Raw genomic sequence first — 21,640 nt, 5'->3', positions numbered from 1 at the left:
GTCATTGGGTCCGTAGATTCGTGGTCATGAGCGAGAACACGATGACCCGGACCCCGCACCTCACCCGCGCCGCCACCGCCGAGGCCCTCTCCGACGCCCCCGGCAGCGTGATCACCCTGCTCGCCGACTCGGACACCACCGGCGGGGCGCTGACCTGCAACACCGCCGCCTTCGAGGAGGGCGCGGCGGGGGCGCCGGCGCACTTCCACACCCGGGCCACGGAGTTCTTCCACGTGCTGTCCGGCAGCCTCGACGTGCTCGTCGGCACGGAGGTGAAGGTCCTGGGCGAGGGCGACTTCCTGGTGGTGCCGCCGGGCGTCCCGCACGCCTTCGCGCCGACCGCCGGTCACACCGCCGAGGTCTTCGTGGGCTTCACCCCGGGCATGGACCGCTTCGACTACTACCGTCTGCTCGGCCGGGTCCGGTCCGGGGAGGCCACCCTCCAGGACGTCCGGGACTCGGCCGAGCAGTACGACAACCACTACCTGGTGGACACCGCCGGGGCGGCCGCCGCGGCCTGGCGCGACAGGCGCCGCAGCGCCGCCGCGTAGGTGTCGTCGGCGTCCAGGCGCCGCAGCTCCTCCGAGATCAGCTCCGCCGTGGAGCGGATCTTCAGGGCCACCCGGCGGTCCGGCTGGCCGGGCACGCCGAGGGTGGCCAGGGCGCCGGAGGGCCGGTCCACCGTTATCTCCCCGCCCGCGGTCGCCAGGCGCACCCGGGTCACCACCGGGCCGGGGGTGACCACACGCTCCACCGGGACCCCGAGCCGGTCCTCCAGCCAGCAGGCCAGCAGCTCGGCGCTGGGGTTGTCGGCCTCGCTCTCCACGGCCGCGCCGGTCACCGAGACCGGGCGCTGGTCCAGGGCGGCCGCCAGCAGGGACCGCCAGGGGGTCAGGCGGGTCCAGGCGAGGTCGGTGTCGCCGGGGGCGTAGGAGGCGCCGCGGGCGGCCAGCTCGGCCACCGAGTCCAGGGCGGTGTAGGCGTCGGTGATGCGGCGCTGGGCGAGCCGGCCGAGGTCGTCGCGGCCGAGGTCCTCGGGGGCGTCCGCGGGCCACCAGGCCACCACGGGGGCGTCGGGCAGCAGCAGCGGCAGCACCACGGGGCCGGCGTGCCGGGTCAGCTCCCCGTGCAGCCGGAGCATGATGATCTCACCGGTGCCGGCGTCGGTGCCGACGCGCAGCTCCGCGTCCAGCCGGGTCTGGTTGAGCCGGCGGTGCGCCCGGCCCTGCCGCTTGATCACGGCGATGATGCGGCACGGGTGCTCCCGGGAGGCGTCGGAGGCCGCCTTGACCGCGTCGTACGCGTTCTCCTCGTCGGTGACGATGACGAGGGTGAGGACCATGCCGAGGGTGGGCATGCCGATGGATCGGCGGGCCTCGAGCAGAGCCGCGTTGACCTTGCTGGACGTCGTGTCGGTGAGTTCGGTCTTCATGATGAGCGAGTCTCCCAAAACCGGCCGGGCAGGTGTGAACCGAGCACCCCCCGGGTGATCAAATGCGGGCCGCGGAGCGGCGCCGCGCGTGCGTGCGGGCGGTCCGGGTGCGGGGCCCCATCCCCCTGGGAGGCCCGGGCCCGGGCCCGATACGGCCTAGCCGGCCTTGGCGCCCTTCTCGGCCTTGGCCGCCGCCTTCGCCGCCTGCTTGTACTCGCGGACCTTCGCCAGCGACTCCGGGCCGGTGATGTCCGCCGCGGAGCGGTACGAACCCGCCTCCCCGTAGGCCCCGGCCGCCGTCCGCCAGCCCCGCGGCCGGACCCCGTACTGCTTGCCCAGCAGGGCCAGGAAGATCCGGGCCTTCTGCTCGCCGAAGCCGGGCAGCTCCTTCAGCCGGCGCAGCAGCTCCGCCCCGGAGCCCGCGTCGGCCCAGACGGCGGCTGCGTCCCCGTCGTAGTGCTCGACGAGGAAGGCGCACATCTGCTGGATCCGCTTGGCCATGGAACCCGGGTACCGGTGCACGGCCGGCTTCTCCGACAGCAGTGCCGCGAAGCCCTCGGGGTCGTACGCGGCGATGGCGTGGGCGTCCAGGTCCTCACCGCCCATGCGCGAGGCGATGGTGTACGGGCCGGAGAAGGCCCACTCCATGGGCACCTGCTGGTCCAAGAGCATGCCGGTGAGGGCCGCGAGCGGACTGCGGCCCAGCAGGGCGTCGGCCTCGGGCTGCTGGGCGAGCCGGATGGCGTGGGTCGTGCCGTCTTTCGCTTCCATCCCTCCATGGTCCGGAGGAAGCGGCTTCCCCGCGCGGTCGGCGGACCGAATGGCTAGCGTGAGGAACCGGGACGAAACGATCCGGACGGAGTCACGGTCATGTCTGATTTCCCCGAAGGCGCCCCCTGCTGGGCGGACGCCGCGTTCTCGGACGTCGAGGGCGCGAAGGAGTTCTACGGAGACGTGCTGGGCTGGACCTTCGGCGAGAGCTCCAGTGAGTACGGCGACTACACGCAGGCGTACTCGGACGGCAAGGCGGTGGCCGCCGTGGTGCCCCCGATGCCGGGGGAGGACGGCCAGTCGGCCTGGTGCCTGTACTTCGCCTCCCCGGACGTGGCCGCCACGGCGGCCAAGGCGCGGGCCGCGGGCGCCGAGATCCTGATGGAGCCCATGCAGGTGGGCACCTTCGGCTCGATGATGCTGGGCAAGGAGCCGAGCGGCACGGTCTTCGGGGTGTGGCAGCCCGGGGAGCACCGCGGTTTCGAGAAGTTCGGGGAGCCGGGCTCCTACGTCTGGGCCGAGGTCTTCACCCGCGACCCGGACCGTGCCGACTCCTTCTTCAAGGAGGTCTTCTCCTACCGCGCGGAGAAGATGGAGGACGAGATGGACTACAAGGTCTTCCACGTGCCCGGCCAGGAGTACCCGGTGCTGGGTCGGATGCTCATGGACGACGATTTCCCGCCCGAGGTGCCGCCCTTCATCAGCGTGTACTTCGCGGTGCCGGACACCGACGAGGCCGTCCGCAAGGCGCAGGCGCGCGAGGCGGTGCTCCAGTTCGGGCCGATGGACAGCCCCTTCGGCCGGTTCGCCGCGCTCACCGACCCGCAGGGCGCCAACTTCAGCGTGATCGACACCTCCACCACGGTGGGGGAGATGCCGGAGATGACCCCGGCCTGACGGCCGCCGCGCCGGCGCGCGCGGACGGCAGCCGTCCGCGCGCGAATCAGTGCATGAAGACGGTCAGGCCCAGCACCACCCCGGCGGCTCCCAGGGCGGTGGCCCCGGCGTGCACCAGCAGGTGCCCGTAGTCCCCGACGACGACCTGCCGGAGCAGCCCGCCGAGCGCCGCCAGGGTGGTGACCACGGCGATCTGCGCCACCAGCGGTATCCGCAGCAGCGGTAACAGCGCCAGCAGCACGGCGTTGGCCCAGAAGGGCCCGCTGCCCTTCCAGCCGTACCAGTGCCAGAACTCCCGACCCGCGACCGGACCGTCCATTCCCGTCTCCGCCCCCACCCCCGGTACCGCCGCGGACGGCGGTACGCGCTGTGCGCACCGACTCCCGGTGCGCACAGCGCCGTTGTACCCGACGGGGCACCCGCGGGGCAGGGTCTGGGCCCCAACTCTGCCGCATCGCGTGCAAGTTGGGCGGATGTGACGAGAGCGCTTCGGGAGGTCCCGGGCGTACCGACCGTTCCGGGTCGGCGTGCGTCAGGCGGTGATCCAGTCGCTGGTCGCGATCACCGGCTGCACCCCGTCGCGGTGGATGGTGCCCTCGATCAGGCCGTACATCCGGTCCGCGGCGTAGTAGACCTCGTTGTCGTTCTTGAGGCCGAAGGGCTCCAGGTCCACCAGGAAGTGGTGCTTGTTGGGCAGGTTGAGGCGGACCTCGTTGACCCGGGCGCAGTTGTCCAGGACCCGTTCGGCCATCTGGTTCAGGGTCTGCTGGAGGGAGTACGAGTAGGTCTCCGCGAAGGCCTCCAGCAGGTGGCGGCGCACCTGCTTGTACGAGCGGTCCCAGTCGGTGCCCGGATCGGTGGCGGCCAGGTGGGACTGCGCCCACCGGGCGGTGACCTTGGTGGCCAGGATGCGGTCGTACGCCTCCTGGAGGGTCGTGTACCGGTCCTTGATGAAGCCGTGGAACTCGGAGTCCGTCGAGTTCATGACGGTCAGCTCCTTCAGGCCGGAGATGACCTGGAGCCCGTTGGTCTCGCCGTACGTGATCTGCGCGGTGCGCACCTCCTGGCCCTTGAGGGCGAAGGAGTGCTGTTCCTTGCGGGTCGGGACCGGGATCCGCTCCCAGGCGTACTCCTCGATCCGGATCTGGGCTTCGCGGATCGGCTCCTGGGAGGAGACGAAGTGCTTGGCCAGGAGGATCCCGAAGGCCTCGGGGGAGTCCACGCCGTGCTCCTTGGCGAAGGCGTAGACGGTGTTCTTGGTGGTGTCGGTGGGCAGGCAGTTGGCGTTGTCGCCGGTGAGGTGGACGTCCCGGAACTCGCCGCGCAGGGCCACCGAGACGTTGAGGTCCCGGATCTCGTGCCAGGATCCGTCGCTGCCCTTGCGGGTGACCTTGACGATGCGGTTCTCGGCCTTGCCGTACTGGTTCTGGGCGAGGACGTGCTTGCTCATGCTGTCTTCCTTCGGGTCACGGAGTCCGGTGGTCTGGATCCCGTACGCCCGGCGTCCGACGGCCGTCCCGGACCTCCGGACCCGCCGCCCCCCGCCGTCCGGCCCCCGGGGGACCGCCCCGGGACTGACGTGCATCCCGGTTCGTAGGTCGCCCTGGGATTGCAACACGCGGCGCCCCGGCGCGGAGGGGCCCGGATCCTCCGAAGAGCGGGGGCGGCGCTTCGGCGGATCCTCCCGAACCGGCGGGCCGTCCCGCCGTCGGGCCTCCGGGGGCGGACGGCGGGGGCGGGAGGCGTCAGCGCAGCGCGGAGTCGAAGCGCGCGAGATCCTCGATGAGGCGGCGCAGGGGGGCGGGCGGCAGGGTCTCGTCGAGGAGTTCCCGGAGCTGGGCGGTGTGCGCGACCAGGGCCGCGCGCAGCTTCTCCTCGCCCAGAGGTGTGTGCCTGAGCAGGAAGGCGCGGCCGTCGCAGGGGTCGGGTTCGCGGCTGATGAGCCCCTTGGCGAGGGCGCGGGCCACGAGTCGGGTGGTGCCGCTGGAGGTCAGGCCGATGGCCTCGCCGAGCGGGGCGGCCTGGGCGGTGTGGCCGGGCTGCTGCCAGAGCCGCAGGAGCAGCTCGAACTCGGGACCTTCCAGGCCGGAGGCGGCGAGGAACACCGGACGGGTGCGGTTCTGCAGGACGTGCACGACCCGGCTGAGGTGTCCCAGCAGCCGGACCCCGTCGGCGGCGGCGAGCCGGTCGATGCTCTGGTCTTCCATGGTGCGATCTTGCCACGGGGTGAGCCGTCCGGGGCTGTCGGGATACCTGCTCAGGCAGGTACCCTCACCCGTATGAGTCATTCCGCCCGTTCCGGTCAGGACGCTCCCGTGCCCGCCCCGCCCACCGCCCCGGTGGGCGCCCGCACGGGGAGCGCCCCCGCCACGGGCACCCCGGGGCGGGGCTCCGGCCCCACCCCGGGGCCGGGTGCGGGGGCGGCTCCGGCGGACCGGCCCGCGCTGCGGCTGGTGCTCGTCCTCGGCGCGCTGTCGGCCTTCGGCCCGCTCAGCCTGGACATGTACCTCCCCGGGCTGCCGGGCCTGGCCGCCGACCTAGGGGTGGGGGCCGCCGACGCGCAGCTCACCCTCACCGCCTGCCTGATCGGTCTGGCCCTGGGGCAGCTGGTGGCGGGCCCGCTCACCGACCGGTGGGGCCGTCGCCGCCCCCTGCTGTGGGGGCTCGCCGGGTACGCACTGGCCTCCGTGCTGTGCGCCTTCGCGCCGACCGCCCCCGCGCTGACCGGTCTGCGCCTGCTCCAGGGCCTCGCGGGCGGCTTCGGCATCGTGATAGCCCGCGCCGTGGTCTCGGACCTCTACCAGGGGCCGGCGGCGGCCCGGGTGTTCTCGCTGCTCATGGTGGTCAACGGGGCCGCGCCGATCCTGGCCCCGTTGCTGGGCGGGCAGCTGCTCCGCTTCACGGACTGGCGGGGCGTCTTCTGGGCGCTGTCGCTGGTCGGGGTGGTGATCCTGGCCGGCACGGTCCTCGTGCTCAAGGAGACCCTGACCCCGGAGCTGCGCGGCGGCGGGGGTGGTCTGCGCGCGGTGGTCCGCGGCTTCGGGGAGCTGCTGCGGGACCGGCGGTTCATCGCCCCGACCCTGACGGCGGCCTTCGCCTTCGGCGGGCTCATGGCCTACATCGCCGGTTCCCCCTTCGTCCTCCAGGAGGTGTACGGGCTGGACGCCCAGCAGTTCAGCCTGGCCTTCGGCCTCAACTCGCTGGGCCTGGTGCTGTCCGGGCAGATCGGCGGGCGGCTGGTGCGCCGCCACCCGATGCGGCGGCTGGTGGGTTGCGGGGTGGGCCTGTTCGCCGTGGGCGCGGCCCTGTTGGGGGTGTCCGCCCTGGCCGGGGCCGGGCTCCCCGGAGTGCTGCCGGGCCTGTTCCTGATGGTCTCCAGCATCGGGCTGATCGCTCCGAACACGGCCGCGATGGCCCTGGCCGGCCGTCCCCGCACGGCGGGCTCCGCCTCGGCCCTGATGGGCCTGTGCTCCTACGCCTTCGGCGGCCTCACGGCCCCGCTGACCGGCCTGTCGGGGGCTCCCTCGGCGGTTCCGCTGGCCGCGGTGATCGCCGCCTGCGGACTGCTCTCGGCCGCGGTCTTCCTGCTGGGCACGAAGCCTTCGGACGGTTGACGGGTCACGGGTCACGGGTGACGGGTGGCAGTCGGCGACGAGGGGGCGGCGGGTCGGCGTTCACGTCCCGGGCGGCCGGTGGTCGGCGGCGGGTGGGCGGGCACCGAGGGGCGGGCGCTGGCGGGCGGGCCGCGTGACGGGCCCGCCCCGGCGTCAGGCTCCCGCCGCCGCGCGGACGGACTCCCCGTAGGCCGCGAACAGGCGGAGCCGCGGGCCCCCGGCGTCGACCGGCTCGGCGGCCAACAGCCTGTTCCACGCCCCGGCGGCCGCGGCCCGGGCGGTGCTGCCGGGCCACGGGTGGGGGAGCAGTTCGGGCGGCAGCAGGGGGTCCGGCCGCATCGCGCGGGAGAAGGCCGCTGCCAGCTCCACCGCGTGCACCAGCGGGTCCCGCCCCTCGACGGCCGCGAGGTCGGAGAGCTCCCCGTACCGGCCGGCCGTCTCCTCCAACGGCCACAGGACCGCCGCCACTTCGCCCGGCTCGCTGCGCCCGGCCACCCGCAGGTCCCGGCTGGAGGCCGTGGTGAGGGAGTCCCCGAGACCCAGGCGCTCCGCCGCCTCGGCCACGAACGGGCCGATCGCGTGCGGGCTGACGTACAGCCCGCCCTGTACCGGCGCGGCGCCCAGGCCGGTCAGGGCCTCCCGGAGCCCGTCGCGGGCGGCCCTCCGCGACTCGGGCACGGCGAAGGCGAACAGGTGCCAGTTCCCGTCCCAGGGGGCCTCCCCGCGGTCCTGGGCGTAGGCCAGTTCCACGTACCCCACGTCAGCCGCCAGTTCGTCGGCGGCCGTCCCGGTGGCCCGCAGGACGGCCCGGCGGCCGCGGCCCTCCTGGGTGAAGCGGCCCTCGGCGGCCAGCCGCCGCACGCACAGCCGCACCTGCTGGTCCGTCATCCCCAGCGCTTCCGCCACCCCGTACAGCTCGCCCGCGTCCACGGTGCCGTCCTCCCGGACCAGGGCGTGCACCAACAGCCGGGTCGGGATCTCCGTCGTGGTCACGCGCCCGTCACCGCCCCGTGGGAGGCCCGGCGGGCGGGACCGGCCGGACGCTGCATGGTGGCGAAGCCGCCGATGCCCAGGGGCCGCTCCAGCCAGGGCGTGCGCGTGGTGCGGACCACCGTGAACCCCTCCCGCGCGTAGAGGGCGCGGGCCCGCGGGTTGCCGTCGATGACGTCGAGCCGCACGTGGTCGCAGCCGTGCTCGGCGGCGAGCGCGCCCACCTCGTCGAGCAGCCGCGTGCCGATGCCCCGGCCGCGGAGGGCCGGATCGACGGCGAGCCCGTCCAGGTCCAGGCGGCGTGGTGCAGTACGGCGCTCCAGGAGGGCGAGCAGCGGCAGCCGGACCAGTCCGCGCAGCGGGCCGTAGGCACGCAGCACGTCCGCGGTGCGGGCACTGCTCAGGCCCCGTCCACCGATCTTGAACCCGGCCACGCCGACGACGCGGCCGTCGACCAGCGCCGTCACGGCCCGGTCCCGGTGCATGTGGGCCGCCAGGAAGGCCCGTCCTCGCGGCGCCGGCCCGAGGGCCCCGCCCAACTTGCGCCCGAAGGCTTCCCAGTAGAGCGCGGCGACCCGCGCCTCGCCGCCCGCCGGTACCTCGCGTCGTAGCTCCATGGGGACGAGTGTAGTACGTTCGGAATAGAAGCGACCGTTGCCCAGATGAACGAAACGCGGGAAGGTGATTCCGGATGGGGTGGTTCCGGCTGGAGCGGACGGGACGGCGGGGACGGATCCGGGGCGGGAGCGGGACCGGCGGGGGGAGCGGCAGCGGGGACACGGACACGGGCGAGGTCAGGGGCGAGAGCGGGGGCGGAGGTCGGGGGACGGGGCGTCGGCGCGGCCTGCGGGCGGCCCTCTGGATGGTGCTCGGGACGCTGGTCGTGGCGGCTGCCCTGGGCGGAGTGGTGCTGGTCCGGAACACGTACGCCCTCACCGAGCAGCGGGTCCGCATCCCCGCCCCGGATGCTTCCCTGGACGCCGTCCTCGCCCTCCCCGAGGGTGCCGGTGACGTCGCCGGCGGCGGGACCGTCGGTCCGGGGGGCGGGCGGCCGCTCGGCCTGGTGGTCTTCGTCCACGGGGACGGGCCCGTGGACTCCACCCACGAGTCGTACTACCGCCCCTTGTGGGAGTCCTTCGCACGGGCCGGCTACGCCTCGCTCTCCTGGCACAAGCCGGGAGTGGCCGGCGCCCCGGGCGACTGGCTGCGCCAGAGCATGGACGACCGGGCCGCCGAGACCGCCGCCGCCGTGGCCTGGGCACGGACCAGGCCCGGGATCGACCCGGACCGGATCGGCCTCTGGGGGATCAGCCAGGCGGGCTGGGTCCTGCCCAAGGTGGCCGCGCGGACGACCGGCGTCCGGTTCGTCATCGCCGTCTCCCCGGCCGTCAACTGGCTCCGCCAGGGCCGGTACAACCTGCTCGCCGAACTCCGCGACCGCGGTGCCCGGCCGGAAGAGGTCCGCGCGGCCCTGGCCGGCCGCGAACACCGCCTGGACCTGCTGCGCCGGGGCCTGCCCTACGACGGCACCGACATCACCCCCGACCGCTGGGGCTTCATCGTCCGCAACCACCGGGCCGACGCCACCGCCGACCTGCGCGCGATGCCGCGCCGGCTGCCGGTGCTGCTGGTGCTGGGCGGACACGACCTCCACGTGGACGTCGCCGAGACCGAGCGGGTCTACCGGCGCGAACTCGACCCCGGCGCCCTACGGGTGGCCTTCTTCCCGGAGGCCACGCACGGCATGGTCCCGCGCGCGGTGGAGGAGTCCGGACTCCGTCTGACCCTGACCGCCCTGTTCGACCCCCGGTCCCTCTACACCCCCGGGGTCCTCCGCACCCAGACGGAGTTCCTGCCCGGACGGGCGGCGGCGGGGGCCGGAGCCCGATGAGGCGGGGTGGGTTGGGGGAGTGGTGGGCCAGGGGGCGGGGAGTGGTGGTGGGTGCGGGCCGGAGGACGTCCGGCCCGCACCCCGTTCGACGGTCACGCCTGGCTGTACTCGATGGTCACGCCTGCGCGTGCCCGCCCGCACTCCCGTTCCCACGGTCCTTCCCGCCCGTGCTGCCGCCCGTGCTTCCCTCCGTCACGTGGACCACCTCCACGCGCTCGGCCTCGGGCGCCGGTCCGGGGACGGGTACGGCGGGTGCGGGCCCCGGGGCCCGCTGCTCGGCGGATCTCCCCGACGCGCCCGAAGACCCGCTTCCCCCTCCGCTTCCGCCGTCTCCCCCGGTGTCCGTGGCCATGGAAGAGAGGAGCCGGCGGGCCAGGCCCAGTCCGGCCCCGCCCATGGTGAGGGCCTGGGTGAACATCTCCGACATGCCCTCGGCCCCGTTCAGCAGCACCATGTGCTCGACGTTCCCGAAGGCGCTCGCCCCGGCCTCGACGATCTGCGGCCAGTTCTCCGCGAGCTGCTGGGCGACCACCGCCTCCTGGTTCTCGGCGAGGGCCGCGGCCCTCGCCTTGATCCCCTCGGCCTCGGCCAGGCCCTGGGCGCGGGCCGATTCCGCGACCGCCAGGCCCTTGGCCTGAGTCGCGGCCGCCTCGGCCTCACCGGTGGCCCGGGTGGCCGTGGCCGTCGCCCGGCCGCGGGCCTCCACGGCCTCCGCGTCCGCGACCGCCGCGATCTTCACGCGGTCGGCCTCGGCCACGGCTGCCAGCTCCGTCTCCTTCGCCTGCGCCTGTGCGGCCGAGATCCGGGCGTCACGTTCCGCTTCCGCCATGGTCCGCTTCTCGTACGCCTTGGCGTCCGCCGGCTTCCGCACCTCCGTCTGGAGCTGCATCTCCTTCCGCTGGGCCTCCAGTTCGGCGACGCGGGTCTCCTGGACCACCACCTCCTGGCGGCCCTCCGCCTCCGCGAGCGGTCCGGCCTGCCGGGCCGCGGCCGAAGCCTTGTCCCGCTCGGCCTGGTACCCGGCCTGCAGGATCTCGCTGTCCCGGGTGGCCTCCGACATCCGTGCGGCGGCGGCCTGTTCGGCCTCCGTGGCCAGCCGGTTCGCCTCCGCCTGGGCGATCCGCGCGTCCCGCTGGACGGCGGCCGCGTGCGGCATCGCGAGGTTCTTGATGTAGCCGGTCGGGTCCTCGATCTCGTGGATCTGGAGCGAGTCGACGATCAAGCCCAGCTTCTCCATCTCCGTACCGCAGGCCCCGCGGGTCTGGCCGGTCAGCTTCTCGCGGTCGCGGATCATGTCCTCGACCGTCAAACCGCCCACGATCGCCCGGAGATGACCGGCGAAGACGATGTGCACCCGCTCCGGCATGATCTTCTGCTGGTCGAGGAAGCGGCGGGCGGCGTTCGCGATGGAGACGTAGTCGTCGCCCACCTTGAAGATGACCACGCCCTTGACCCGCAGCGGGATGCCCTGCTGGGTCACGCAGTCCACCGACAGTTGGGTCTCGTTGAGGTCCAGCGACAACTTCCGCACCGCCTGGACCCCGGGCACCACGAAGGTGCCGCGGCCCGTCACGATCCGGAAGCCCATGCCCTCGCCGAGCCCCTCGGTCTTGTGGGTCGAACCGGAGATGACGAGGGCCTCATTGGGCTCAGCCACCCGCCACATGAGCTTGAACAGCCCGATCAGTACCAAGATTCCGGCGAGAACGGCTCCCGCCACGACGCCGACGACCATCGGCATTCGCCCCCTTAGCGCGGCACCCCTCGGCACCGCAGAGCCCGAGTGTCGGGCGGGGCGCGGCCGGCGGGAAGCCGCTCGGCGGACCTTGTCGCCATCTTGGTACGGAAGCCTCCGGAGCCCCGCGGGGAACGGGCCCCGGCGCTGTCCCGCCCGGTCTCAGGGAGTGGCGTACACCGCCGCCACGTAGACGGTCCGCGGGGGCATGTACTCGATCACCGTCACCACGGCCCCGACCGTGATCCGCTCGTTCGGGACCGCCGGGTGCGCGAGGAAGTGCTCGGCGCCGCCCCGTACCCGCACCATGACCTCCCCGACGAGCCCCGGCCCGACCGTCCCGGTCACCCTCCCGGAAAGCCCCACCATCTCCTCACCCATGCCGGGAGACTACCCGCGCCCACCCGAGGTCCCCCCGCCCCCGACCGCGGCCGAAGCCCGAATTCCAGCCCCGCCGGCGTTTGAGGCGCACCGGGCGCGGAGCGTCCGGGTCGGGGGCCCGGGGGCGCAGCCTCCGGTTCCGGGAAGGGGCGGGTCGGGGAGAAGGCGCCGCGCAGCGGCCACCCACCCCACCCGCCCGGCCCCGCCCGCCCCGCTGCCCCCACCCGCAGGATCGGCTACCGCCCACCCCCACCCCCGCCCCCCGCCACCCCTCGCAGGCCCGCCAACACCCCGGCGGCATCACTCACCCGCCCGATCCGCGGAAAGATCTTCCCGAAGGTGTGCGCGTGGGCCTCCGCATCGGTATCGGCCGTGGCGTCCTCGACGAACACCAGCCGGTAGTTCAACTCCCAGGCGTTCCGGGCCGTGGACTCGACCCCGATGCTGGTCGAGATCCCGCCGAGCACGATCCGGTCCACGCCGCGCCGGCGCAGCTGGAGGTCCAACTCGGTCCCGGTGAAGGCCCCCCAGTGCCGCTTCGTGATCAGGACGTCCCCGGGGCCGGTCAGCTCCGGGGGCAGCTCGGAGAAGCTGGGCGGGGGCGGCTCCGCGGCACGCGGTCGGTCGGCGTCGGCGCCGGGCAGGTCACCGCCGTCGGGGGACCAGGCCACCCGGACCAGCACCACCGGCAGGCCCCGCTCCCGGAAGGCCCGCGCCAGCTCCACGCCCCGGGCCAGTACCTCCGCACCCGGCCGGGCCAGCGGCAGCCCGAGGATCCCGCGCTGGAGGTCGATCAGCACCAGCGCGCACCGCCGGTCCAACCCGAGCCCCCGCCCCGGATCCCGCTCCCGCTCCGACTCCCGTTCCAGCCCCTCACTCATGCCCGACTCCTCATCAGTGGCCCTGTTTGCCCCCATTCAACCCCCGGAGCCCTCCGCCCGCGGCCCCGAGCCACCCGGCCGCCCGAATCCCTCACGGTCCCCGGCCCCACCTACCCGCCCCGGCCCCGTACCGCCTAGCGTCCACCCCCTACGGCGTGCGGGTGAAGGCCCGCCGGTAGGTGCGCGGTGGCACGCCCCGGCGGGCCACGAACCGTTCCCGCAGCACCGCCGCGCTGCCGAAGCCGGACAGCCGCGCGACCTCCTCCACCGGCAGGTCCGTCGTCTCCAACAGCTCCTCGGCCCGGCTCAGCCGCAGGCCGAGCAGCCAGGCGTGCGGGGTGGTCCCGGTGGAGGCGGCGAACCGGCGGGCGAAGGAGCGGCGGCTCATCAGCGCCCGACGGGCCAACTCGGCCACCGACAGCGGCTCGTCCAGGTGCGCCCGGGCCCAGTCCAGCACCTCGGCCAGCCGGTCGTCGCGGGAGTCCTCGGGCACGGGCGTGGCCAGGTACTGGGCCTGGCCGCCCTCCCGGTGGGAGGGCAACACGAGGTCCCGGGCCACGGCGTTCGCGGTGGCCGCCCCGTGCTCCCGGCGCAGCAGGTGCAGGCACAGGTCGAAGCCGGCCGCGGCCCCCGCCCCGGTCACCACCCGTCCCTCGTCCACGTACAGGGACGCCGGATCGACCGCCACCTCCGGATGCCGCTCGGCCAGCAGACCCGCGAACCGCCAGTGCGTGGTGGCCCGCCGCCCGTCGAGCAGCCCCGCCGCGGCCAGCGCGAAGGCCCCCACGCAGTGCGCGGCGACCAGCGCGCCCCGGCCGTGCGCGGTCCGCAGCGCCTCCAGCACCGCGGGGCCGGGCGGCGTACGGAACTCCGCCCCGGGCAGCGCGATCACCAGGTCCGCGGCGGCCAGTCGGTCCAGCCCGTGCTCGGCGACCACCGGCAGCCCCACATCGGTACGGATCCGCCCCGGTCGCTCGGCGCACAGCGCGAACTCGAACCCCGGAAGCCCCGGCCCCCGGGCGTCGAACACCTCGGAGACGATCCCCGCCCCGAGCATGCCTACCCCGGGCGGGGCGTAAGCGGCGACGGTCCGGAAGGGCGGCACGCCCCGAGTCTGACACGCGGACGATCACCACCGGCGCCCACGTCCCCCACCCGCGCCCACGGCCCCACCGGCGACGACGCCCCCGTCCGACCTCCATCCCCCCGTCCGACCGCCATCCCCCCGCCACCACCCATCCGTCAGCGGTCCACCGATGGCACGAATCCCGCGATCGCCGGCAGTACGGCCACTCGTTCCGTCGGGGCCCGCGCCGAAGACTGGAGCCATGACCGACGCACCGGCCGGCCGCAGCGCCGCCTACACGATCCTGACCACCGGCTACACCCTCTCCACCGGCCCCGGAGTGGCCGCCACCGTCTCCTACATCAGGGACGGGGACCACCACGTGATCGTCGACCCGGGCATGGTGGCCGGCCGCGACCGCATCCTCGGCCCCCTGGCCGCACTCGGCGTCTCCGCCGAGGACATCACCGACGTGGTCCTCAGCCACCACCACCCCGACAACACCATGAACGTCGGCCTCTTCGGTCACGCCCGCATCCACGACCACAAGGCCATCTACGAGAACGACCAGTGGACCGACCGCGACGCCGAGGGCCACGAACTCACCCCGTCCCTGCGCCTGATCCGCACCCCCGGCCACAGCGCGGAGGACATCACCCTCCTCGCCGGCACCGCCGAGGGCGTCACGGCCTTCGTGGGCGACCTGTGGTGGCGTCCCGACGGCCCGGTCCAGGACCCGGTCTCCCCCGACCAGGCCGTCCTCCGCGCCTCCCGCCGCCGGGTCCTCGCCACGGCCGCCACCATCGTCCCCGGCCACGGCCCCGCCTTCCCGGCCACCCAGGACACCCCCCACTGACCGGCTCACCCCCCCGCCGTCCGCGTCCCGGCGACCGACCCACTGACGGCCTCGACTGACGGCTTCCACGGACACCTCACGGGCCCCCGTAGCCCCTCCGGTCCCCGTGATCCGGGGCCCCGAGCGGGAGGAGCGCGGCGTAGGGCACCATGGCGTGGGCCCCGACGGAGGGGAGGAAGCGAGGAGGCTGCCGTGCTCGAATGGATGCCCGTCCACTCCGGCCACCGCCGATGGCGTCCCGTGCCCGCCCCCGCCGCCACGCCGTCCGTCTGGGCCCTGATGGGTGCGGCGGCCCTGGCCGTGGTCGGCGTCTTCAACTTCCTCGGGCACCAGGACGCCACCGCCGACCTCGTCGCCCTCTCCCTCGTGGTCGCCCTGATCAGCGGGGGCGCCCGACTGGCCGCGGCCCCCGGCAGCGCCCTGTTGTGCTGGGCCGTCCTCAACGCCTTCGCCACCCCGCCGATGGGCGTCATCACCTGGGCCGCCCCGTACGACCTGACGCGGATCGCCTGCCTGCTCACGGCGGCCGCCCTCGGCACGGCCGTGGCCCGACTGACCCACGCCCGCGCCGCGCACCGCCGCCTCATCCCGTAGGTCGTCCTCAGGTCCGTAGGGGCCCTGACCCGCCTCCCCGCCTCCGGAACATCCGGTCGGTGGGCGGGTCAGGGTCGCGCGCCGGGACCTACGGGGTGCGGAGCGGCTTCGTCAGCAGGGGCAGTACGGCCGGGACGCCCGCGGCGGTCTGCTTGACCGCCGCGCCCAGGGTCTCGCCCTGCGCGTCGACGATGCCGCCGACCAGTCCGCCGCCCAGGGCCGCGGCGCCGGCCGGGCCGGTCAGCACGGTGTCGGAGGCGGCGGGGCTGGTCAGGAAGGAACCGGTGTCCGCGGGCGTCGCGGACACCGCCGCAGCCGACGCGGTGGAGGCGGCGCCCAGCGCCAGTGCGGCCACGATCACGCCGGTGGCGCCGGTTGCACCGATCTTGTGCAGGATGCTCATCAGGACCGTCTTCTCTCTGCTCGTCGATTCCGAGGGGTTCGTGAGGGGGCCGGGTCGGTACGGACCGACCCGGCCGCACCGGCTAGCCGCGCAGGCGCTGCTCGGCCAGCCGGGTGCCCTCGATCCGCGCGCGGATCTTGGCGAAAGCGGTCTCCCGGGGCGTCGACCTGTCGTCGGCGAAGGGGGCGAACCCGCAGTCGTCGCAGGTGCCGAGCTGGGACGGCGGGATGAACTCGGCGGCTTCCAGGACCCGGTCCCGGACCTCGATCGGGGTCTCCACCCGGGGATCGATCGGGTCGGTCACCCCGATGAACACCCGCTGGTTGGGCTTGAGGTGTTCCCGCACCAGGGCCAGCACGCTGCGGCGGTCCGGCTCGCTGGACATCTGGAGGTAGAAGTTGCCCGCGTGCAGGTCGAAGAAGCGCGGCAGGAACTTCTTGTAGTCGACGTCCGCGCTGTGGGTGGAGTCCTGGTCGCCACCGGGGCAGGTGTGCACGCCGATCCGCTGCCGCTCCTCGGGGGAGAAGCGGTCCAGGACCTCGTTGTTCAGGGCCACGAACTCCCGCAGCATCCCGCCGTCCGGGTCCAGCTTGAAGGAGATGCGGCCCTCGGTGAAGTCCATCTGGACCTTGTGGGCGCCGGCGTCGAGGCAACCCCGCAGGTCCGCCTCCGCCTCGTTGACGAGGTCGTCGTGGAACTCCTGCTTCGAGTACCCGCTGATGCCGAGCGGCGGATAGAACATGCTCAGCATCGAGGGGGCGATCACCGCCTGCTTCACGGGGAGGTCCGTCATCGAGCGGATCGTCCGCAGCACGGAGCGCGTCTTCTTCAGGTAGTCCCCGGCGTGCGCCTGGTACCGGAAGTCCGGCTGCGTCAGCAGGGGCAGCTGCCGGGTGTGCCCGTCGGCGAACGGCACGACCTGCCCGCCCGGGTTCAGCTTCAGCCCCGCCACCGGGTACGTGGCGAAGCTCGGCTTGCTCTGCTCGCCGTCGGTGATGACCGGGGAGCCGGTCGCGACGAACTTCTCGATCGTGTCGCGTAAGGCGCGCTCGCGGTGCGCGTCCAACTCCTTCAGGGAGATCCGGCCCCGCGCGTAGTCCTGGTTCGCCTGGATCAGGTGCGCCGGGCGCGGGATGCTCCCGATCGGCTCCGTCGGCAGGGAGACCTCGGCGGACCCGCCCCCCACCGTCCGTCGCCGGACGTCGGCGGACGCCTCACCCGCTCCGAGCCCACCGGCCACGGCGCCGGTGGCCACGGCGGCGATCCCGGCGGCCTTCAGGAAACTGCGCCGGTTCCGACCGTCGCCGGCGGGCGGCGTGTGCGGGTCCGTTCCGTTCCACGTGCTCACAGACTGCTCCTTCTATGAGGTCCTGGGGTCCCTGATCTTGGGACCGCACCGGGAACGCGCCGAGGCAACTCCAGGAATCGGCAAGAGAGTTGACCTTCACCCATTGGTGGAGACAGCCGGCCGGGAGCAGTACGGAGCCGGCCGGGATCATTCCGCGGAACCCCGCGTTCGGGTGGCCCCCCGACCTCCCGTACGGACCGGTCGGGGAGCGCACACCAAGAAGCCCGCACACGAGCCCGAACCCGGAGATCCGGGAATCCGGAGATACGGGAATCCGGAGATCCGGGAGTCCGGGAGTCCGGGAATCCCGGAAAACGATGAAGGCCCAGGTCGAAATCGACCTGGGCCTTCATTTCACGAGCGGATGACGGGAATCGAACCCGCGCTATAAGCTTGGGAAGCTCATGTTCTACCATTAAACTACATCCGCAGAGCGAGACAGTTGACTGTTCCGCGTGCTCGGTCACTCTACCTCATGATCCGCCCCCGGCGCCGCAGCCCGGGGGCTTTCGCGTGCGTGGGGGGTGGACGCGGTGCTCCGGGGCGGGAGTTGGGGCGTAGCGTGGGACTGCGGAGCGCCGTGTGCGGCGGGCTCTGGTTCATCCCCTAATGTGGCGATTCGTCGCTGAGGATTCCTGGGGAAAGGGACTCGATGGAGCACACCGTCGTCCGCTGTGCCGAAGGGCACGTGTTCAGTACCGCCACGTTCCCGATGCAGCACCTCGGCCCCGGGCGGATCGGGCCGGGACGGCTCATCCGGTGCCCGCGGTGCGCGCGGTTGCGGCATGCCGTGCCGGTGGCCCCGGTCAAGCGGTAGGCGGGCGGAAGCGCCGGTCAGGGTGGGCGCGCGGGCGGCTTCGATTGGGGGTGGCCCGCGCGCTCTGCGTATCCTCGGGACGTGCTTCTCTCAGACAAGGACATCCGCGCCGAGATCGACAGCGGACGGGTGCGCATCGACCCGTTCGAGGAATCGATGGTGCAGCCCTCCAGCATCGACGTACGTCTCGACCGCTTCTTCCGGGTGTTCGAGAACCACCGCTACGCGCACATCGACCCCGCCACCGAGCAGCCGGACCTGACCCGTCTGGTGGAGCCGGAGGGGGACGAGGCGTTCATCCTCCACCCGGGCGAGTTCGTGCTCGCCTCGACCTACGAGGTCATCTCGCTGCCCGAGGACATCGCCTCCAGACTGGAGGGGAAGTCCAGTCTCGGGCGGCTGGGCCTCGTGACCCATTCGACCGCGGGGTTCATCGACCCCGGGTTCTCGGGGCACGTGACCCTGGAGCTGTCGAACCTCGCCACGCTCCCGATCAAGCTGTGGCCCGGGATGAAGATCGGGCAGCTGTGCATGTTCCGGCTCAGCTCGCCCGCAGAGTTCCCTTACGGAAGTGAGCGGTACGGATCGCGGTACCAGGGCCAGCGCGGCCCGACGGCCTCGCGGTCCTTCGTGAACTTCCACCGCACCCAGGTGGGAAGGCCGGAATGACCCAGGTACGCGAATCACTGACGTACGACGGCTTCGGAAAGGCCGTCCGCGAGCTCGCGCAGACGATCGCGGACGACGGCTACGAGCCGGACATCGTGCTGAGCATCGCGCGCGGCGGCGTGTTCGTCGCGGGCGGGCTGGCGTACGCGCTCGACTGCAAGAACATCCACCTGGTGAACGTGGAGTTCTACACCGGCGTGGGCACCACGCTGGAGATGCCCGTCATGTTGGCGCCGGTGCCGGACGCGATCGACTTCTCCGACAAGAAGGTCCTGATCACGGACGACGTCGCCGACACGGGCAAGACGCTCAAGCTCGTGCACGACTTCTGCCTCGACCACGTGGCCGAGGTCCGGTCCGCGGTGATCTACGAGAAGTCCCACTCGCTGGTGAAGTGCGAGTACGTGTGGAAGCGCACGGACGACTGGATCGAGTTCCCGTGGAGCGTGGAGCCGCCGGTGGTCAAGCGCGAGGGCCAGGTCCTCGACGCCTGAGCCCGCGCGGCGACGCACGGCGCGGCACGGTAGCCGCATGTGACACGAGGAGGGCCCCGGCGGATCGCCGGGGCCCTCCTCGTGTCACATGCCGTGCGCGGGTGCCGCTACAGCGTGCCCAGCTTGATGATCGAGAGCAGGGCGATCAGCTGGATGGCGGAGGCGCCCAGGGCCTTGGGCCAGGGCAGGTCGTGCACCTTGCTGATCAGCGAGGTGAACAGGGCGCCCGCCGCCAGCCAGGTCAGCCAGCCCAGCACCTGCACGAGGCCGTTCTCGCCGCCGAGGAAGACCGCGAAGATCAGGCGGGGGCCGTCGGTGATGGTCATGACCAGCATGGACAGGCCCACCGTGGGCTGCCAGGCCCCGTCGCCGCCGAGCTGGCGGGCCAGGGTGTGCGTGACGGCGCCCAGCACCAGCCCGCAGATCACGAAGGCCACGCCCGCGGAGAGCACGATCGGCACGGCCTTCGACAGGGTCGAGTTGATCGCGTCGTCGCGGGCCTCGTCCAGTCCGAAGACGGCGAGCAGGCCGTAGAGGAAGGTGACGGCGAGGGCCGTCCCCCAGACCGGGTAGTCCCGCATCTGGTGGAAGGTGGGGCCCGGACGCATCACGATGCCGCGCAGGAGCTGCTTCCAGGGCAGTCGGGGGCCGGCCGCGGGGGCCTCCGCCGCACCGGCGCGGTAGGTGGCGCCGTCGCCGTACGGGTCCTCCCCGATGGCGAAGGCCCGGGTGTGGCCCGGGTCGCCGCCCTGGGGGCCGTACGGGTCGCCGGGGCCGGGCCCGTGCCCGTAGCCGTCCTGGCCGTAGCCGTCCCGACCCTGACCGTAGCCCTGGCCGCCTTGGCCGCCCTGTCCGCGCCCGGCCCCGTGCGGGGCGCGGCCGTGGTCGTACGGCTGCTGCTGCGGGTGGCCCCCCTGCTGGGGGTGCCCGCCCTGGGGGTGGTGCGGGTCGCCGAAGTACTCCGGCTCGCCGTGCCCGTGCCCCTGTCCCTGTCCGTACGAGTTGCCGCTGCCGCCGCCCGTGCCCTGCTGGGGCCACTGCTGCTGCGGGGGGTAGGGCTGCCCGCCGTACGGCGGCGGCACCTGCTGCTGCTGTCCGTACGGCTGCTGCCGCGGGGGTTGTTGGGGGGTGCGGTTGTCCCGGCCGCGTCCGATCCTGAATCCAGCCACGTGCCCGAACGTACCTGGTCGGCGACGCAGCGGTGAGCGGGCGGCGCCAAGACGGGACCTTTGCGGCTGAGCTGTGACATCCCCTAGGGGTACCCGGAGGGGTTGTCCCCCGGTCCGGTCCGGGGGCGACCGGGGGGTCGGCCGGAGCCCGATGAGGGGCGTACCGCGGGATCGGGGTGGCCGGTATGAGGCATTTACGGGGATGTGAGGGAGTCTGGGGAGTTCCGTTACGTTCTCGACGGATGGCCCACATATCGGCCTCGTAGCGTCAGTGGTGGCACGGACTCCCCCCACTTCCCACGGACAGCCCGCCGGTTCACGGCGGCACCCCCATCACGAGGACACCGTCATGCGCGTCACCCGCCGCACCTTCCGCACCGCCGTCGTCGTCGCCGGCGCCTCCGCCGTACTGGCCCTCCCGGTCGGCGCCGCCTTCGCCGACTCGGACGGCCCGGCCGGGCAGCTCCCCGGCACCGGAGTCGAGCAGCCCGCCCACCACGAGGCCGGGTCCCAGGACCAGGACAAGAGCCAGGACCGGCAGGACCGGCAGGACAAGGCGCAGCGCGAAGGGGACCGCACCTCCGAGCGCGTCCGCACCTTCGTCACCACCGTGACCCTCGCCGACGGCTCCCTGGCCCGGGTGTACCGCTTCGGCGACGGGAACGTCGAGGCCCGGATCTCCGCCGGCGGGGTCCACCTCGACACCCTGGTCAGCACGGACGGGCGGCCCGCGTACGGGCAGCACAACGGCCTGCACGTGGTCCTCCAGCCGAACGGCACCGTGACCTCCTGGGTCGAGGGCGGCGCGAAGAAGGACGAGAAGCGGAAGGACAGGGACGAGAAGCGCAAGGACGAGCGCCGCGAGGACCGGCAGCAGCACCGCCACCACAAGAAGGACGACCGCCGTTCCGCCCCGGCCCGCGTAGCCCTGCCGGACGGGCGCATCGCGAAGCTCTTCACGGGCGGGGCGGGCGGGCCGCGCGTGGAGATCTCCATGCCGAACGGCAGCTTCCTCGGCGCCGTCGACCTGAAGAACCCGAGCACCGTCGACGACGGCTGGACCTACAAGCTCGTGCGGGACGGCAAGCGCACCAAGTTCGTCGTGATCGACGGCAAGCGCGGCGGCGACAGCTGGGTCTACGACTTCCGCGGCCGTCTGATCGAGAAGTACACCGTCGAGAAGTCCACCGGTGACCGGGCCACGGGGAAGGCCACGACGGCCGAGAAGCACGGGAAGGCCGGGACGGCCGGCGAGGCCGGCATGGCGCGGAAGGACGGGAAGGCGGCCGTGGCCGACCACGTGCTGCCCAAGGGCGGGGTCGAGGCCGGTGCCGGGGGCGTGGAGGACGGTGGCGGGTCCGAGGGCCCGGTGCTGCTCGCCGCCGGTGGCGGACTGGCGGCCGCCGGCGCGGCCGGTCTGGGCTTCGCCCTCCTGCGCCGTCGCCCGGGCCGCGACTCCTGAGGCCCCCGCCCGGCCCGGCGACCAGGGACGGCTCGTGACGCACGAACCGGCCCCGTGAACGACGGACGGCCGGTCCCGCACCGGCCCCACTCACCAGCAGGAGCGTTAGTTGAGTTCCATGAGCCAGGCGGCACAGAACCTGAACTGGCTGATCACCAACTTCGTGGACA

Annotated in this window: 23 protein-coding genes and 1 tRNA gene; 9 read left to right on the top strand and 15 right to left on the bottom strand. The window is 73.5% G+C overall.

Annotation, left to right across the window (positions count from 1 at the left end; genetic code table 11):
- The first annotated feature begins 26 nt into the window (after positions 1-26).
- Entirely contained in the window at positions 27-551 is a 525-nt protein-coding gene (locus ABTZ17_RS24205; protein ID WP_352197791.1) for a cupin domain-containing protein, read from the top strand.
- Here the strand turns inward: ABTZ17_RS24205 and opcA are convergent.
- Together opcA and ABTZ17_RS24195 are read right to left on the bottom strand one after the other, a co-directional pair.
- Positions 482-1,432, bottom strand: coding sequence for a glucose-6-phosphate dehydrogenase assembly protein OpcA (gene opcA, locus ABTZ17_RS24200; protein WP_352197790.1), 951 nt, complete (start codon positions 1,430-1,432; stop codon positions 482-484). The genes ABTZ17_RS24205 and opcA overlap by 70 nt on opposite strands.
- Positions 1,433-1,588: 156 nt before the next feature.
- Positions 1,589-2,203 (bottom strand): HhH-GPD-type base excision DNA repair protein, encoded by a 615-nt coding sequence (locus tag ABTZ17_RS24195; protein WP_352197789.1) that lies wholly within the window; start codon positions 2,201-2,203, stop codon positions 1,589-1,591.
- Positions 2,204-2,302: 99 nt separating this feature from the next.
- On the opposite strand from ABTZ17_RS24195, the gene ABTZ17_RS24190 reads away from it, so the two are divergent.
- Positions 2,303-3,100: a VOC family protein gene (locus tag ABTZ17_RS24190; RefSeq protein WP_352197788.1), complete on the top strand. Its 798-nt coding sequence runs from the start codon at positions 2,303-2,305 to the stop codon at positions 3,098-3,100.
- 46 nt (positions 3,101-3,146) lie between these two features.
- Here ABTZ17_RS24190 and ABTZ17_RS24185 read toward each other — a convergent pair whose 3' ends face one another.
- The 3 genes from ABTZ17_RS24185 to ABTZ17_RS24175 form a co-directional block, all read right to left on the bottom strand.
- The gene (locus tag ABTZ17_RS24185; protein ID WP_352197787.1) at positions 3,147-3,419 is read right to left on the bottom strand and encodes a hypothetical protein; all 273 of its coding nucleotides are present in this window, start codon (positions 3,417-3,419) and stop codon (positions 3,147-3,149) included.
- Between the two features lie 213 nt (positions 3,420-3,632).
- Positions 3,633-4,550, bottom strand: a complete 918-nt coding sequence (gene pucL / locus ABTZ17_RS24180; RefSeq protein ID WP_352197786.1) for a factor-independent urate hydroxylase — start codon at positions 4,548-4,550, stop codon at positions 3,633-3,635.
- 295 nt (positions 4,551-4,845) lie between these two features.
- Entirely contained in the window at positions 4,846-5,307 is a 462-nt protein-coding gene (locus ABTZ17_RS24175; protein WP_352197785.1) for a MarR family winged helix-turn-helix transcriptional regulator, read from the bottom strand.
- A 72-nt stretch (positions 5,308-5,379) separates the two neighbouring features.
- Here ABTZ17_RS24175 and ABTZ17_RS24170 point away from each other — a divergent pair, with 72 nt between their 5' ends.
- The gene (locus ABTZ17_RS24170; RefSeq protein ID WP_352197784.1) at positions 5,380-6,714 is read left to right on the top strand and encodes a multidrug effflux MFS transporter; all 1,335 of its coding nucleotides are present in this window, start codon (positions 5,380-5,382) and stop codon (positions 6,712-6,714) included.
- A 153-nt stretch (positions 6,715-6,867) separates the two neighbouring features.
- Here ABTZ17_RS24170 and ABTZ17_RS24165 read toward each other — a convergent pair whose 3' ends face one another.
- Both ABTZ17_RS24165 and ABTZ17_RS24160 read right to left on the bottom strand, forming a co-directional pair.
- On the bottom strand, positions 6,868-7,707 hold the full coding sequence (locus ABTZ17_RS24165; RefSeq protein WP_352197783.1) for a PaaX family transcriptional regulator C-terminal domain-containing protein: 840 nt from the start codon (positions 7,705-7,707) through the stop codon (positions 6,868-6,870).
- Positions 7,704-8,321, bottom strand: a complete 618-nt coding sequence (locus ABTZ17_RS24160; RefSeq protein ID WP_352197782.1) for a GNAT family N-acetyltransferase — start codon at positions 8,319-8,321, stop codon at positions 7,704-7,706. The genes ABTZ17_RS24165 and ABTZ17_RS24160 overlap by 4 nt, the downstream gene beginning before the upstream one ends.
- A gap of 245 nt (positions 8,322-8,566) precedes the next feature.
- Between ABTZ17_RS24160 and ABTZ17_RS24155 the strand changes: the two genes are divergently transcribed.
- Entirely contained in the window at positions 8,567-9,595 is a 1,029-nt protein-coding gene (locus ABTZ17_RS24155) for an alpha/beta hydrolase family protein (protein WP_352197781.1), read from the top strand.
- A gap of 115 nt (positions 9,596-9,710) precedes the next feature.
- Here ABTZ17_RS24155 and ABTZ17_RS24150 read toward each other — a convergent pair whose 3' ends face one another.
- From ABTZ17_RS24150 to ABTZ17_RS24135, 4 genes are all read right to left on the bottom strand, one after another.
- Positions 9,711-11,336, bottom strand: a complete 1,626-nt coding sequence (locus tag ABTZ17_RS24150) for an SPFH domain-containing protein (protein ID WP_352197780.1) — start codon at positions 11,334-11,336, stop codon at positions 9,711-9,713.
- Positions 11,337-11,492: 156 nt separating this feature from the next.
- Positions 11,493-11,711 carry an NfeD C-terminal domain-containing protein gene (locus ABTZ17_RS24145; RefSeq protein ID WP_352197779.1) on the bottom strand — a complete coding sequence of 73 codons (219 nt, stop codon included), beginning with the start codon at positions 11,709-11,711 and terminating at the stop codon, positions 11,493-11,495.
- 236 nt (positions 11,712-11,947) lie between these two features.
- Positions 11,948-12,592: an isochorismatase family protein gene (locus tag ABTZ17_RS24140; protein WP_352197778.1), complete on the bottom strand. Its 645-nt coding sequence runs from the start codon at positions 12,590-12,592 to the stop codon at positions 11,948-11,950.
- A 148-nt stretch (positions 12,593-12,740) separates the two neighbouring features.
- Positions 12,741-13,649: a GlxA family transcriptional regulator gene (locus ABTZ17_RS24135; RefSeq protein WP_352197801.1), complete on the bottom strand. Its 909-nt coding sequence runs from the start codon at positions 13,647-13,649 to the stop codon at positions 12,741-12,743.
- Positions 13,650-13,920: 271 nt separating this feature from the next.
- Between ABTZ17_RS24135 and ABTZ17_RS24130 the strand changes: the two genes are divergently transcribed.
- Together ABTZ17_RS24130 and ABTZ17_RS24125 are read left to right on the top strand one after the other, a co-directional pair.
- Positions 13,921-14,514, top strand: coding sequence for an MBL fold metallo-hydrolase (locus ABTZ17_RS24130; protein ID WP_352197777.1), 594 nt, complete (start codon positions 13,921-13,923; stop codon positions 14,512-14,514).
- A gap of 192 nt (positions 14,515-14,706) precedes the next feature.
- Positions 14,707-15,108 (top strand): hypothetical protein, encoded by a 402-nt coding sequence (locus ABTZ17_RS24125; RefSeq protein ID WP_352197776.1) that lies wholly within the window; start codon positions 14,707-14,709, stop codon positions 15,106-15,108.
- 88 nt (positions 15,109-15,196) lie between these two features.
- Here the strand turns inward: ABTZ17_RS24125 and ABTZ17_RS24120 are convergent, their stop codons facing one another.
- The 3 genes from ABTZ17_RS24120 to ABTZ17_RS24110 form a co-directional block, all read right to left on the bottom strand.
- A complete protein-coding gene (locus ABTZ17_RS24120; RefSeq protein ID WP_352197775.1) occupies positions 15,197-15,511 on the bottom strand; it encodes a hypothetical protein in 315 nt (104 codons plus the stop codon).
- 82 nt (positions 15,512-15,593) lie between these two features.
- A complete protein-coding gene (locus ABTZ17_RS24115; RefSeq protein ID WP_352197800.1) occupies positions 15,594-16,697 on the bottom strand; it encodes a cobalamin-independent methionine synthase II family protein in 1,104 nt (367 codons plus the stop codon).
- A gap of 521 nt (positions 16,698-17,218) precedes the next feature.
- A tRNA-Gly gene (locus ABTZ17_RS24110) sits at positions 17,219-17,289 on the bottom strand.
- Positions 17,290-17,757: 468 nt separating this feature from the next.
- Between ABTZ17_RS24110 and dcd the strand changes: the two genes are divergently transcribed.
- Entirely contained in the window at positions 17,758-18,345 is a 588-nt protein-coding gene (gene dcd, locus ABTZ17_RS24105) for a dCTP deaminase (protein WP_352197774.1), read from the top strand.
- The gene (locus ABTZ17_RS24100; protein WP_352197773.1) at positions 18,342-18,839 is read left to right on the top strand and encodes a phosphoribosyltransferase; all 498 of its coding nucleotides are present in this window, start codon (positions 18,342-18,344) and stop codon (positions 18,837-18,839) included. Before dcd ends, ABTZ17_RS24100 begins: the two co-directional genes overlap by 4 nt.
- A gap of 107 nt (positions 18,840-18,946) precedes the next feature.
- On the opposite strand, the gene ABTZ17_RS24095 is transcribed toward ABTZ17_RS24100, so the two are convergent.
- Positions 18,947-20,008: a Yip1 family protein gene (locus ABTZ17_RS24095; protein WP_352197772.1), complete on the bottom strand. Its 1,062-nt coding sequence runs from the start codon at positions 20,006-20,008 to the stop codon at positions 18,947-18,949.
- A 349-nt stretch (positions 20,009-20,357) separates the two neighbouring features.
- On the opposite strand from ABTZ17_RS24095, the gene ABTZ17_RS24090 reads away from it, so the two are divergent.
- Positions 20,358-21,470, top strand: a complete 1,113-nt coding sequence (locus tag ABTZ17_RS24090; protein WP_352197771.1) for a hypothetical protein — start codon at positions 20,358-20,360, stop codon at positions 21,468-21,470.
- Positions 21,471-21,640 lie beyond the last annotated feature (170 nt).

The organism is Streptomyces sp. NPDC097619, from assembly GCF_040302735.1.
Classification (GTDB): Bacteria; Actinomycetota; Actinomycetes; order Streptomycetales; family Streptomycetaceae; genus Streptomyces.
Note: the sequence above shows the minus strand (reverse complement) of the source record. Positions and strands in the feature narration are given on the sequence as shown.